Below are 13,008 nucleotides of genomic sequence, written 5' to 3'. Positions count from 1 at the left end.
GTTTTCTGACACGTGGCATGTCATCTTTACGCGGCAAAGCTTATGCTTGTAGAAAGTCCCGCGGTAGCTTCACCATCTGCCGCCACAACCGCTCAACACCAGGCTTGTGGACCATAGAACAGCGATATAGGCGAATCTCAAGCGGGATATCCCAATGCTGCTCACCGGCTCTGACCAAGCGTCCACTTTTCAACTCTTCGCGAATACAAAAATCAGGTATCCACGCCACACCAGCCCCCTGTAGAACCATTCCTTTCAGGCCTTCGGCCATGGCGGTTTCATAGACAGTGCGTAACTTCATTCGCAGCGGATCATTTTTGAGCAGCATGCGTACTGTCCGGCCCAAAAATGCGCCTTGAGTATAGGAAAGATAAGGAATGGAAGCGTCATGCTGCAATGAAAATAGCGGTTTGCCCTGCTCGTCTGGTAATGAAACGGGCAGCATATTAACCTTGCCGATTGAAAAAGACGGAAATACTTCAGCATCCAGCTGCATAGTGGCAAAAGGATCGTAGTAAGCGAGCATTAAATCGCAGTTACCCTCGCGCAATACGTGAATAGCCTCTCCTACGTTCATGGCAACTAAACGAGTGGGCAGCTCCCCAAGGCCTTTTTGTAACCGAGAAATCCACGGAGGATAAAAGCTCAACGCTAAAGAGTGCGCCGCGACGATATCCAAGGCTTCATTAGCAATAGACAAACCACGTAAATGGCTTAGCGATTCGTTCAACTGCTCGACAAGGTTTCGCGCTGTAACTAAAAAAAGTTGGCCTTCGGGCGTTAGCCCAACGGGTGTTGTTGAGCGATCTACCAAGGTTACATCAACCGCTTGTTCCAGCGCACGAATACGCCGACTAAAAGCCGGCTGCGTAACGTGTCGCTGGCGCGCCGAGGCCGAGAAGCTGCGTGTGCCGGCAAGTGCTACAAAATCTTCCAGCCATTTTGTTTCAAGATTCACCCATGACTCCTTGTTCTACTCGTCATCCACGCAGAGTTGCTTTTATTATCAGAGTTACCTGCACTATTGGACAGGAGCCGTTAAGTAAGCTGCCCGAGAAACCACTTTCATCCATATTGAACGCTGATTAATTTCATCCATTGTTACCCGGCGGCACTGTTCAAAATCACTTTCTAACATCACCGCGACGCTGGCAGCAAACTCGGGACTAGGTATAAATGCGGTGATTTCAAAATTTAATCGAAACGAGCGATTATCTAAATTAATAGTTCCTACTGTGGCTGCATCTTCATCTACAAGCATTACTTTTTGGTGCAGAAACCCCGGTAGGTAACGGTATATTTTAACGCCTGCTCTTAACATGTCAGGCAAGAATGAAAACGCTGACAAGAATACTAATAAATGATCAGGTCGCTCAGGAATCATCACGCGCACGTCTACACCCCGCATCGCCGCTAGGCGCAACGCATCCTGAACGCCTTGATCCGGTACAAAATAAGGGCTAGTGACCCACAGGCGGTGTTTCGCACTATGAATAACCTGCTGCACTAACAGGCTGGCAGTGTCTTGGCGGTCAGCGGGGCCAGAAGGCACTATGACGACATGATGGTCGGTTGCTGTAGACGTATCGGCTATCCAGTTCAGGCTAATCACTTCGTCCGTTGCCCAATGCCAGTCTTCCCAGAAGGCCTCTTGCAAGCCCAATACGCTGGGTCCCTGCAACTTTAAATGCGTGTCGCGCCAGGCACCGTGCCGCGGATCCTCACCTAGGTATTCGATACCCACGTTTAACCCACCTACCCAGCCCTCTTTGCCGTCAACGACCGTGACTTTGCGGTGGTTACGGAAGTTGAGCTGAAATCGATGTTTAAATCCACGCGATGACCGAAAGGCACTGGCTGACGCGCCTTCACGCGTTAAATCCCCCAGATAGCCCTCGTTTAATTTGCGGCTACCCACTTCATCATAAAGAAAATAAACCCGCACGCCACGCTTAGCCGCACGCTGCAGATGGCTTAACAAGCGCTGGCCCAGCGCATCGTTGCGCACGATAAAAAACTGTATCAACACATAGTTTTCGGCGCGATCAATGCCGTCAAAAAGGCTCTCAAACGCGGCATGACCGTTGACCAATAGCGTCGCTTGATTGCCGCGCGTCAATGGCATCATGGCCAGCTGCTCAACGGCCTGAACATCAGCACTGCTCGAAGGTGCCACGTAGGGCTGCACATTAGCTCGATAACGAACTAATACCCGACGCAGTACGGTGTCACGCTGCCCGCGGGCCGATACGTAGCCGTAGAACCGCGGTCGACCAAAAAACCAATAGGCTGGAAGTGCAACATAGGGAAAAGTAAGCAGCGATATAATCCACGCTACCGCTCCTTGAGAAGTACGGCTAGACATCAGTGCCATGATGGCCGACACAATGCCTAACAGATGTATCAATAAAATGCTGGTCCCTAATAACCAAGAGGCCATAGCTACGTCCTTATATAGGCAAGGGCCTCGCCGCAAGCGAGGCCCTTTTCATTTTAAAGCCCAATCAACCATTCTTCTCTACTACGCAGACTGAGCAATAATCTCTTTCCACTTAGCCGGTCCCGTTTGATGCACCGATGTGCCCTGGCTATCCACAGCAACGGTCACAGGCATATCTTCAACTTCAAATTCGTAAATAGCCTCCATGCCCAAATCTTCGAAACCGACTACCCGCGATTTTTTAATTGCCTGTGCGACGAGATAAGCAGACCCGCCAACGGCCATCAGATAAACCGCTTTGTTGTCGCGAATGGCATCAATGGCCGTTTGGCCACGCTCTGCCTTACCGACCATGCCGAGCAAGCCTGTTTCTTCCAGCATTGTACGAGTAAATTTATCCATCCGTGTTGCCGTGGTAGGTCCTGCGGGGCCAACCACCTCGTCGCCAATCGGATCAACCGGCCCGACGTAGTAGATAAACCGCCCTTTCATATCCACTGGCAAGGACTCGCCATTTGCCAACATATCTATCATGCGCTTATGAGCGGCGTCTCGGCCAGTTAACAGCTTTCCGTTTAACAATAGCGTATCGCCCGGCTGCCATGTTTTGACTTCGGCTGGGGTGACAGTATCGAGATTAACACGCTTGACGTTCTCGCCGGCTTCACGAGTAATTTCTGGCCAATCTTCCAGCTTCGGCGCGTCAAGCACCGCAGGGCCTGAGCCGTCCAGAGTAAAGTGAGCATGGCGAGTGGCCGCACAGTTAGGAATAATCGCGACCGGCTTGTTAGCCGCGTGAGTTGGGTAGTCCCTCACTTTAATATCCAAGACCGTAGTTAGACCACCTAAGCCCTGCGCGCCAATACCACTCTTATTGACCTTATCAAACAGCTCTAAGCGAAGCTCTTCAGCACGATTGCTCGGCCCGCGGGCCTGTAGGTCTTGTATATCGATAGGATCAAGCAGCGCTTCTTTAGCAATTAGCATGGCTTTTTCAGCGGTGCCACCAATGCCAATACCCAGCATACCGGGCGGGCACCAGCCGGCGCCCATCTTCGGCAGCTGCTCCATCACCCAGTCCACCACGCTATCTGAAGGATTCAGCATGGCGAATTTAGACTTGGCCTCACTACCACCACCCTTCGCGGCCACATGAATATCAACGCTGTCGCCAGGCACAATCGAGTGATGAATAATTGCCGGGGTGTTGTCTTTGGTGTTGGCTCGCTTGCCGTCGGGATCTGCCAGCACCGAGGCGCGCAGGATATTATCCGGCAACAGGTAAGCACGACGAACACCTTCGTTCACCATGTCGTCCAAGCTCATGTTCGCCTCCCACGTTACGTTCATACCCACATGAACGAACACGGTGACAATACCGGTATCCTGACAAATAGGACGATGGCCTGTGGCGCACATGCGTGAATTAATCAGAATTTGCGCAATGGCATCTTTCGCAGCGGGGTTTTCTTCACGCTCATAGGCGGCTGCCATGGCGTCAATAAAATCTTTAGGATGATAGTAAGAGATGTACTGCAGAGCATCGGCAACGCTTTGAATAACGTCGTCCTGGCGAATCACGGTCATGGACTAACAGCTCCTAGGTTATCGTCTAGTCAGCGGCTTTCTTTCGCAACTGCGAAAGTGCCGTCTTAGCGTGAGCCAAGTATACCGTATTGCCCCTCACGCGGCAGCATCCCTAGCGATACCAGTGGCAACGTAGTTTAGGGTGTAAAAAGTCGGTGCAAACACTCAAGATAACGGTATAAATATTAAAAAGTTAACTCGACTGGCAGCGCGGGCGTAGATACAGCCGCCTTGAACCTACCGTGATCCGCTGGATAACCTCGCCACCCCTGATCAAGCAACAGCGCCCCTAAGTTATGTTTGTGGAACGGCTTAAGATTTAGGCGTTGCTGGACGGCGACAGCCGAGATAAAAACGAATGCTGCGCGAGATTATCCTTTTGCCAAAGGGAAATATCAGAGGCACTGTAAAGGCTTGCGCTACGCCCTTGCGCCGTCAATCTAACGTGCAGCGTGCGCTTTGTGTCAAGCGGTTGATCGGCATCATGCTGTTTCCTAGCACCGTGCAGCTGGTTGTGCGAATACAGCGCGCGCCGATCACTCAATCGGATCAACATCGCCTTGCCCCACGTATCAACCCGCGTAACACGCGCACCAACAAGAGATGCGGCCTGCTCAGCAAGCTGTGGGAAAGCAAACCAAGCAGCGTCTATCTCACGCTCGCCTATCTGCTGCTGTACACGGTCTGCCGCACGGCGAATTTCGGGTCCTTCCGGCATACACCTCCTATCCCAATACCAGCTGTTTTTCCTTCATTTGATGCAGCTGGTCGCGAAGACGCGCCGCCTCTTCAAACTCCAGATTTTGCGCTGCTTCAAACATTGCATCTTCGAGCTTGTTAATCGCACCCGCGAGATCATGCTTACTCATACTGGCGATATCATAGTCAGCGACTGACTCAGCCACTTTTCGCTCATTACCGCGGCGGCTGCTTTTCTTACCAGGCGCTTGCGCCGCTTCAAGAATATCGGCGACCGAACGAGTCACCGTTGTCGGCGTAATACCATGCTCTTCGTTATGCTCTGTTTGCTTAGCGCGCCGCCTATCCGTTTCATCAATGGCCTTGCGCATTGAGTCGGTTATACGGTCTCCGTACAAAATAGCTTTACCATGCGCATTACGAGCGGCGCGGCCGATGGTCTGTATCAACGAGCGCTCAGAGCGCAAGAAGCCCTCTTTATCAGCATCCAAAATTGCCACAAGCGAAACTTCCGGAATATCGAGGCCTTCGCGTAACAGGTTGATACCCACTAGCACGTCAAACTTACCCAAGCGCAAATCGCGGATAATCTCTACCCGCTCCACGGTATCGATGTCCGAGTGTAAATAACGCACTCGAATGCCGTGCTCATCAAAGTAATCCGTTAGATCTTCTGACATACGCTTAGTCAGCGTGGTGACCAATACGCGCTCACCCGCCGCGGTGCGCAGCCCAATCTCCGAGAGCAGATCGTCTACCTGAGTGCTGGCTGGGCGCACCTCAATTTCAGGATCAAGCAGGCCGGTGGGGCGCACCACTTGCTCAACCGTTTGACCGGTGTGTTCAGCTTCATAACGACCAGGGGTGGCGGAGACAAAAATAGTTTGCGGTGAAATCGCCTCCCACTCCTCAAACTTCATGGGCCGATTATCCAGCGCTGAGGGCAGCCTAAATCCGTACTCGACCAGTGTCTCTTTACGTGAACGATCGCCTTTATACATCCCACCGACCTGCGGTACGCTGACGTGAGATTCATCGATAAACAGCAGTGCGTCGTCTGGCAAATAGTCAAAGAAGGTCGGCGGCGGCTCGCCCGGTGCACGCCCGGAAAGGTAACGCGAGTAGTTTTCAATACCGTTGCAATAACCGAGTTCAAGCATCATTTCTATATCGTAAAGCGTACGCTGTTCCAAACGCTGGGCCTCCACCAATCGTTCGTGCTTGCGCATCCACTCTAAACGCTCTTTGAGCTCCCCTTTAATGTCATCGATGGCGCCTAAAATCGTTTCCCGTGGCGTAACGTAATGCGATTTTGGGTAGATGGTCATGCGCGCCACCTCGCCATGGACGGCACCGGTTAGCGGATCAAACATGCGAATCGTGTCGATTTCATTGTCGAACAGCTCGATTCGCACCGCCTCCTCCTCAGAATCAGCGGGGAAGACATCGATGACGTCGCCACGAACGCGGTAAGTACCGCGTCGGAAATCCATATCATTGCGGGTGTACTGTAGCTCGGCCAAGCGACGTAAAAAGGCGCGCTGGTCAATCAGCTCACCGCGGGAGAAATGAAGGCGCATTTTCAGATATTGCTCGGGATCACCCAGGCCGTAAATAGCCGACACGGACACCACAATTAGCGCATCACGTCGCTCAAGTAGCGCCTTGGTGGCTGAAAGACGCATCTGCTCGATATGGTCATTAATCGATGCATCTTTCTCGATAAACGTATCGGATGCCGCCACATAGGCTTCAGGCTGATAATAATCGTAGTAAGAGACGAAATACTCTACCGCGTTATCAGGGAAAAAAGACTTAAACTCACCGTAAAGCTGGGCAGCGAGCGTCTTATTCGGCGCCATGACAATCGTTGGCCGCTGCTGCTGCTCAACCACATTTGCCATAGTGAAGGTTTTACCCGACCCCGTAACCCCGAGCAGCGTCTGATGGGCAAGCCCTGATTCCAGGCCACTAATCAGCCCTTTAATAGCGGCGGGCTGATCGCCTGCAGGCTGAAATTTAGACTGCAATCGAAAGGCTTTGCTCATCGTGACTCCAAAAAAAGGGGGAATTAGCTAAAAACAAACTAAACAAGCCGTGTGGCGATCTCGACGGTGGACTCAGTCATCAAGCGCTGGATGGGGCAACGGTGGCTAATATCTTCCAGCCTGGCACGCTGATCCGGGTCATCAATACCCTGCAGCGTTAATGCGACATCTAACTTATAGATACCTTTTTTTTCCTGGCTATCCTCTCGCTGCACGGTGACGGTAATTCCCTCAAGCGGCCACTCTTTACGCTTGGCGTACATCGACACCGTTATCGCCTTGCAGGTGCCTAAGGCAATATCGAAATAGTCATGGGGGTCCGGTGCGCTACCATCACCGCCAACAATGGCCGGCACATCGGCATACATATCCTCTAGGCCATTGACCTCAATGCGCTGCCTAAAAACGTTGTTGCGTTCACTGATAATGGTAATCGGCATATGCATTAAGACACCTTTACGCCCAGCTTAAGTTTTTCAATCGCGTTAATAAGCGTTTGACGCGATGCTCGGCCATCCACCTCGGCGCCATGCCTTCCCACCTCAGCACTGTCGACGCCTTCAAGCATCATAAGCGACGTGGTAATTTTATTAACCTGATCGACCGTTTTAACATGCTGAAATGTTAATGATTGCTGCGCCATACCGCTTCCTTACCTGTTGATCAACACCTGATAAACTGTGCAAAGCTGATATCAAACGAAGAGCTTAGCACGCTAATAGTGCCTTGCAATTGATGCACTGCGCCCGCAGTAAATGGCATATTAGTACGTATGTTATACGCTGGCACCTTACCATTTTCTTTAGGAGTTTTTATGGCGACCGTTCCCTCTAGCACCCCCGCCCTTGGCTGCGTCCGCCTAACCCATTTAGCGGCACTGGATGTAAAAGGCGTCGATGCAGAAAAATTCCTTCAAGGACAAACCAGCGCTCAGGTCAGCCTGGCCGATGGACGCTTTGCACCGCTCACCTGTTTCTGTACGCCAAAGGGGCGAATGCTAGCTAATGCCCAACTGCTGCGTTTGAGCAATGAGCATTTCCGCCTGCTGCTGAGCACAACATTAGTCGATAGCTTAGCCAGTCATCTTAAAAAGTTCGCTGCTTTTTATCGCACGGAACTGATTCTGCAGCCTCAGCTAACCTTTATCGGTGCAAGCGAAGGTGCTCAGGCACTGGCGGATCAGCTCGGACTGCAGCTTCCCGACAACGTCGGCACCCACTATAACAGCGGGCTGGCTCTAAGTTTGCAGTGTCTAGGTGAGACACCGCGCTTTATATTCTGTTTCGACAACACCAACAATGACGCTAGCGTGGCCATACAAGATGACGATGCAGGCCGTAATGCTTGGCAGCTTGAAGATATCCGCAGTGGCTTAGCGTGGCTAACCGATGCTCAGCAGGATCACTTCCTGCCCCAGATGATAAACTGGGAGGCGCTTGGCGGGATTAGCTTTAAAAAGGGTTGCTACACCGGCCAAGAAGTCGTCGCGAGAGCACACTTCCGGGGCCAGGTTAAAAAGCGCCTGATGCGCGTCAGCGTCGAGACAACAGCGCTGCCAGAAGCGGGCGCCAGCTTGGTTAATAGTGACGATAAATCGGTAGGCGAAGTGGTGATCAGCGCACCGGACTCGCTAGGTGGCATTGAGCTGCTGGCGGTTATGAGCACTAAAAGCGCCGAAGAAATGACGCCCATCTTTTTGTCAGGACTACCCGCCACCCTTTTACCGCTGCCCTACCCGATTGAACGCGTAGATCCCGAGCAGCTAGCGGTCAGCCTTAACAGCTAAGACTGCATGTTCGGCAACCCAAATAGCGTTGCGACGACAGCACTGGTTTGCCCCGCGACCTGCTCGGCTGTTTGCCCGCGTAGCCTAGCCACCGCATGGCAAACATCGACTAGCCTACTTGGCTCATTACGTATGCCCTGGTAGCCATTTAATGGCATATCGGGGCTATCGGTTTCGAGCATAAAGGCGTCATCGGGCAGTGCTTTTACCATGCGCTGTAATCGCTTAGCGCGCTCATAGGTCACCGCCCCACCTAAGCCTAGCTTGAAACCAAGCGCTAAAAACCTCTGAGCTTGCTCAATTGAACCAGAAAAGGCGTGAATCAGGCCTGCTTTAGGCAGCGCAAACTGGCCAAGGCGCTTAGCAACGGAGTCATTAGCATGCACACAGTGAACCACGATGGGCAAAGCGTGTTTCTGAGCCATCCTTAACTGAGCATCAAAGTAGTGCCACTGGGCATCAATAGTCGCTTCAAAGCGAGCATCAATACCGCACTCGCCCACCGCCACGATTTCTGGATGCTTAATGAATAGTTGATCAAGTGCGGCAAGGTCCGCTTCTTGATGCTGCGCCACAAAGTAAGGATGCAAGCCCACGCAAGCTGACGTGTCATCGCGCTCGGCAAGCGCCAGCACATGCTGCCAGCGATCTCGGGTTGTACCAGGAATGACAAAGCGCGAAACGCCCACTGCCTTCGCGGCCTCAAACACCTCTGCTCGGTCATGATCGAACTGAGGGAAGTCGAGATGGCAGTGAGCATCAATCAGCATAGAGCTGCCTAGACATATAAAAAACTAGTGTTCGCGCGTTGGCTGAAAGCGGATGTCTGGCCATCGCTCTTGGGTCATTTGAAGATTCACCCGGGTCGGCGCAATGTAAGTAAGATAGCCACCCCCATCGATCGCCAAGTGGGTGCTGGCCTTACGCTTGAATTCTTCTAGCTTCTTGGCGTCTTCACAATAGACCCAGCGCGCCGTCTGTACATTGACCCCTTCGTACAGGCAGTCGACCTTGTACTCTTCCTTTAGACGATGGGCAACAACATCAAACTGCAGAGTACCTACGGCGCCGAGAATCAGATCGTTATTATCCATCGGCATAAATACCTGCGTTGCGCCTTCTTCAGACAGCTGCTGCAAGCCTTTTTGAAGCGCTTTCATCTTCAGGGGGTCTTTTAGCCGCACGCGCTTAAATAGTTCAGGAGCAAAGTGGGGAATACCGGTAAAGCGCATATCTTCGCCAACGGTAAACGTATCGCCTATCTGAATAGTCCCGTGGTTGTGCAGACCAATAATGTCGCCGGGCCACGCTTCTTCCACGTGAGCGCGATCAGAAGCCATGAACGTCAGCGCATCGGCAATCTTGACGTCTTTACCTATTCGCACGTGGCGCATCTTCATGTTCTTTTCGTACTTGCCAGAACATACCCGCAAGAACGCAATACGGTCCCGGTGATTGGGATCCATGTTGGCCTGGATCTTAAACACGAAGCCGGTAAATCGATCATCATCCGCAATGACGTCACGCGTGTCGGTTTGATGCGCTTGAGGTGGCGGCGCATACTCAACAAAACCGTCAAGCATTTCGCGCACGCCAAAGTTGCCCATCGCAGTGCCGAAATAAACGGGCGATAAATCGCCACGGCGATAAGCCTCCAGATCAAACTCATGAGAAGCGCCACGAACCAGCTCAACTTCCATGCGCAGCTCTTCGGCCTGCTCTTCTCCCAGCGCCGCATCTACCTCGGGGCTATGCAGGCCTTCAATACGCTTATCATCGGGAATTCGGCTACCTTGGCCCTGGGTGTAGAGATGGATGACGTCGTTATAAAGATGATAAACGCCCTTGAAGTGACGCCCCATACCAATTGGCCAGGTCATTGGCGCACACTGGATATTTAGAACCGTTTCTACTTCATCCATGACCTCAATAGGGTCGCGGGTATCGCGGTCCATCTTATTGATAAACGTTAAAATCGGCGTGGTACGTAGCCGACATACCTCCATCAGCTTAATGGTGCGATCTTCAACGCCCTTGGCACCATCAATTATCATTAATGCAGAGTCGACCGCCGTTAGTGTGCGGTAAGTATCTTCAGAGAAGTCTTCGTGTCCGGGCGTATCCAACAGATTGACGATGCGACCCCCGTAAGGAAATTGCATCACCGAGGTCGTTACTGAAATACCCCGCTCCTGCTCCATCTTCATCCAGTCCGAGGTAGCGTGGCGGTCATTACGCTTACTCTTAACCGAGCCGGCTAGCTGGATGGCGTTTCCAAACAGCAGCATTTTTTCGGTGATCGTGGTTTTACCGGCATCAGGGTGCGAGATAATAGCGAATGTCCTGCGAAGCTCAGCTTCACGGGCTAAATGAGTGTCTTTCATTGTGCCTCTTTAAATATGTAGTCTCAGCGCAGCTTTCTATTTCACGATCACCGCGCGTTGAGCAATGTCCATTGCACTAATTGTAACGCTTGGAGGCTGCTGTTGTCGCGGGTGGCGTCAAGGCCGGGCCACCTAATAGATAGCCAAAAAAAAACGCTGACAGGGTCAGCGTTTTTAAAATACTTGTTTGAACACCTGAATTTAGAAGCGGCCTGCACGAAACGGGGCCATATCGATAGCTGTCTCTTTGCCTTCCATCATATCCGCCAACAGTTGGCCCGTGGCTGGGCCGAGGGTAAATCCTTGATGCCCATGGCCAAAAGCGAGCCATAGGCCGGGGTGACGGGGCGCCGGACCAATGACCGGCTTCATGTCGGGAAGACAAGGCCGCGCGCCTTTCCAAGGAGCGTCATCACGCCGCTCGCCTAACGGAAATACGCTGCGGGCTACTTTTTCTGCAGCATCGAGTTGCTTAGCGTCGGCCAGCGCTTCTAAACGATCAAGCTGTGCCCCCGTTGTGAGCCGCACACCCGCATCCATTGGCGCGAGCAAGTAGCCAACCTCTGCATCCATTAACCAGTAGTTGAGCTTAGCCGGAGCCTGTGTGGCGTAATGCATATGGTAGCCACGCTTTACAAAGGTCGGGAAGTGATAGCCCAACGACTTTAACCAGTTACCTGTCCACGGCCCCAAAGCAACGACTACCTCATCGGCTTCTAGCACCTCACCGGCGGTGGTTACCTGCCAACGCTCGCCCATTTGCTGCACAGACTCAATATCAGCTTGCAGTATGCGCCCGCCATCCTGACTAAATGCATTTGCGTACGCGGCTACCAGCGCGCCCGGGTCAGCCACCGTCCACGGGTCGAGCCAGTGGATCGCACCAATAATGCTGTCGCTCAACGAGGGCTCTTTTTCCAGAAGGGCAGCCCGGCCCAACTGCTCGAACTGGACGCCGTAAAGGTTACGCGCCTCTTCAGCATCTTTTATACGAGCGGCTAACCTGTCGGCCGAGCGGTAAAGCTCAAGCCACCCCTGACGGCGCACCAAATGATCCGCGCCAGCGGCATCAATCATCGGCCCATGCGTTTGTAGCGACAGCTGGATTAGCGACGCGTATTCCGGAACAATTTTTTGGTACGTTTTCGGTGCCGAGTTCATCCAGTACCGTAACAAAGGAAAGACAGCGTTGAACATGCCCGCTGGTCGATAGCGTATGTCTATTCTGCGATTGGGCAGAACGCTTAGCAGTGTCTTAGCGTCACGCGGAAAAGGATAAGGCCTGACGGCTTCACGCTGAATAATACCGGCATTGCCAAATGATGTTTCTCGACCCGGCTGAAGGCGGTCCACCAGGGTGACATCATATCCACGCTGACGCAGATGCCAGGCAATACAGACACCCACCATGCCTGCCCCTAAAACCACCGTTTGACGCGCCATCGTGATCTACTCCCTTTGCGAATTAGGAATTACTGCTACCAACAGAGGTTAAAAATAACTTATTGAAAAATATCACTAAACAAAGGGCGCTGACAGAGCTTAAAACTCTCTTTTCACCTACATAATTAGCAATTAATGCTACCAAAGAATGGCCAATGGCTATTATTACTGTAGGCAAGCTAGCCAACATCACTTTTCTCGCCGCATTTCTGCTCTCAATGCAAAAGACAAAAAATCGAAAAACAAAAACGCAAAAAACCCAATTAAGGGCTTCAAAATAAAGTAAAAATGAAGAATATATCAATGTGGCAATGGGGTGGATGATGGGGCTTGAACCCACGACCACCGGAATCACAATCCGGGGCTCTACCACTGAGCTACACCCACCACAACCTAAAAACTGGGAACGCAAACATTGTCATTGGGGTGGATGATGGGATTTGAACCCACGACCACCGGAATCACAATCCGGGGCTCTACCCCTGAGCTACACCCACCAAAGACAATCTTACGTAAACAAGCGTGATTGAAGATAGGATTCTGACAGGTTAATACCACTGAACACGGTGGCACGCCCAGCAGGAATCGAACCCGCAACCTACGGCTTAGAAGGCCGTTGCT

General features: G+C 52.1%; 11 protein-coding genes and 2 tRNA genes. 1 reads left to right on the top strand and 12 read right to left on the bottom strand.

What is annotated here, in order from left to right; genetic code table 11:
- Nucleotides 1–40 precede the first annotated feature (40 nt).
- From ACTH5D_RS08470 to ACTH5D_RS08440, 7 genes are all read right to left on the bottom strand, one after another.
- Entirely contained in the window at nt 41–958 is a 918-nt protein-coding gene (locus ACTH5D_RS08470) for a LysR substrate-binding domain-containing protein (protein WP_235042257.1), read from the bottom strand.
- A gap of 63 nt (nt 959–1,021) precedes the next feature.
- Entirely contained in the window at nt 1,022–2,440 is a 1,419-nt protein-coding gene (gene cls, locus ACTH5D_RS08465; protein ID WP_441670170.1) for a cardiolipin synthase, read from the bottom strand.
- Nucleotides 2,441–2,521: 81 nt separating this feature from the next.
- Nucleotides 2,522–4,027, bottom strand: a complete 1,506-nt coding sequence (locus tag ACTH5D_RS08460; protein ID WP_441670168.1) for a fumarate hydratase — start codon at nt 4,025–4,027, stop codon at nt 2,522–2,524.
- A 319-nt stretch (nt 4,028–4,346) separates the two neighbouring features.
- A complete protein-coding gene (locus ACTH5D_RS08455) occupies nt 4,347–4,745 on the bottom strand; it encodes a DNA-formamidopyrimidine glycosylase family protein (RefSeq protein WP_441670166.1) in 399 nt (132 codons plus the stop codon).
- Between the two features lie 7 nt (nt 4,746–4,752).
- On the bottom strand, nt 4,753–6,774 hold the full coding sequence (gene uvrB, locus ACTH5D_RS08450; protein WP_441670164.1) for an excinuclease ABC subunit UvrB: 2,022 nt from the start codon (nt 6,772–6,774) through the stop codon (nt 4,753–4,755).
- A 38-nt stretch (nt 6,775–6,812) separates the two neighbouring features.
- Nucleotides 6,813–7,220 (bottom strand): OsmC family protein, encoded by a 408-nt coding sequence (locus ACTH5D_RS08445; RefSeq protein ID WP_441670162.1) that lies wholly within the window; start codon nt 7,218–7,220, stop codon nt 6,813–6,815.
- The gene (locus ACTH5D_RS08440; RefSeq protein ID WP_441670160.1) at nt 7,220–7,417 is read right to left on the bottom strand and encodes a hypothetical protein; all 198 of its coding nucleotides are present in this window, start codon (nt 7,415–7,417) and stop codon (nt 7,220–7,222) included. The genes ACTH5D_RS08445 and ACTH5D_RS08440 overlap by 1 nt, the downstream gene beginning before the upstream one ends.
- Nucleotides 7,418–7,588: 171 nt before the next feature.
- Here ACTH5D_RS08440 and ygfZ point away from each other — a divergent pair, with 171 nt between their 5' ends.
- A complete protein-coding gene (gene ygfZ, locus ACTH5D_RS08435) occupies nt 7,589–8,560 on the top strand; it encodes a CAF17-like 4Fe-4S cluster assembly/insertion protein YgfZ (protein ID WP_441670158.1) in 972 nt (323 codons plus the stop codon).
- Here the strand turns inward: ygfZ and ACTH5D_RS08430 are convergent.
- The 5 genes from ACTH5D_RS08430 to ACTH5D_RS08410 all read right to left on the bottom strand — a co-directional run bounded on the left by ACTH5D_RS08430 (nt 8,557) and on the right by ACTH5D_RS08410 (nt 12,884).
- Nucleotides 8,557–9,330: a TatD family hydrolase gene (locus ACTH5D_RS08430; protein ID WP_441670156.1), complete on the bottom strand. Its 774-nt coding sequence runs from the start codon at nt 9,328–9,330 to the stop codon at nt 8,557–8,559. The two genes, ygfZ and ACTH5D_RS08430, sit on opposite strands and share 4 nt — an antisense overlap.
- A gap of 24 nt (nt 9,331–9,354) precedes the next feature.
- On the bottom strand, nt 9,355–10,944 hold the full coding sequence (locus tag ACTH5D_RS08425) for a peptide chain release factor 3 (protein ID WP_441670154.1): 1,590 nt from the start codon (nt 10,942–10,944) through the stop codon (nt 9,355–9,357).
- Nucleotides 10,945–11,145: 201 nt separating this feature from the next.
- The gene (locus ACTH5D_RS08420) at nt 11,146–12,387 is read right to left on the bottom strand and encodes an NAD(P)/FAD-dependent oxidoreductase (protein ID WP_441670152.1); all 1,242 of its coding nucleotides are present in this window, start codon (nt 12,385–12,387) and stop codon (nt 11,146–11,148) included.
- A 312-nt stretch (nt 12,388–12,699) separates the two neighbouring features.
- Nucleotides 12,700–12,774, bottom strand: a tRNA-His gene (locus ACTH5D_RS08415).
- A 35-nt stretch (nt 12,775–12,809) separates the two neighbouring features.
- A tRNA-His gene (locus tag ACTH5D_RS08410) sits at nt 12,810–12,884 on the bottom strand.
- Nucleotides 12,885–13,008: the final 124 nt, after the last annotated feature.

Source organism: Halomonas sp., from assembly GCF_052095695.1.
Lineage (GTDB): Bacteria > Pseudomonadota > Gammaproteobacteria > Pseudomonadales > Halomonadaceae > Vreelandella.
The sequence above is the reverse complement of the archived record's forward strand: the minus strand, read 5'-3'. Positions and strand labels throughout refer to the sequence as shown.

Excerpts from the sequence above, each read along its gene's own strand:
- cls (WP_441670170.1), bottom strand. The coding sequence starts at position 2,440 with ATGGCCTCTTGGTTATTAGGGACCAGCATTTTATTGATACATCTGTTA.
- ACTH5D_RS08460 (WP_441670168.1), bottom strand. The coding sequence starts at position 4,027 with ATGACCGTGATTCGCCAGGACGACGTTATTCAAAGCGTTGCCGATGCT.
- ACTH5D_RS08455 (WP_441670166.1), bottom strand. The coding sequence starts at position 4,745 with ATGCCGGAAGGACCCGAAATTCGCCGTGCGGCAGACCGTGTACAGCAG.
- uvrB (WP_441670164.1), bottom strand. The coding sequence starts at position 6,774 with ATGAGCAAAGCCTTTCGATTGCAGTCTAAATTTCAGCCTGCAGGCGAT.
- ACTH5D_RS08445 (WP_441670162.1), bottom strand. The coding sequence starts at position 7,220 with ATGCATATGCCGATTACCATTATCAGTGAACGCAACAACGTTTTTAGG.
- ACTH5D_RS08440 (WP_441670160.1), bottom strand. The coding sequence starts at position 7,417 with ATGGCGCAGCAATCATTAACATTTCAGCATGTTAAAACGGTCGATCAG.
- ygfZ (WP_441670158.1), top strand. The coding sequence starts at position 7,589 with ATGGCGACCGTTCCCTCTAGCACCCCCGCCCTTGGCTGCGTCCGCCTA.
- ACTH5D_RS08430 (WP_441670156.1), bottom strand. The coding sequence starts at position 9,330 with ATGCTGATTGATGCTCACTGCCATCTCGACTTCCCTCAGTTCGATCAT.
- ACTH5D_RS08425 (WP_441670154.1), bottom strand. The coding sequence starts at position 10,944 with ATGAAAGACACTCATTTAGCCCGTGAAGCTGAGCTTCGCAGGACATTC.
- ACTH5D_RS08420 (WP_441670152.1), bottom strand. The coding sequence starts at position 12,387 with ATGGCGCGTCAAACGGTGGTTTTAGGGGCAGGCATGGTGGGTGTCTGT.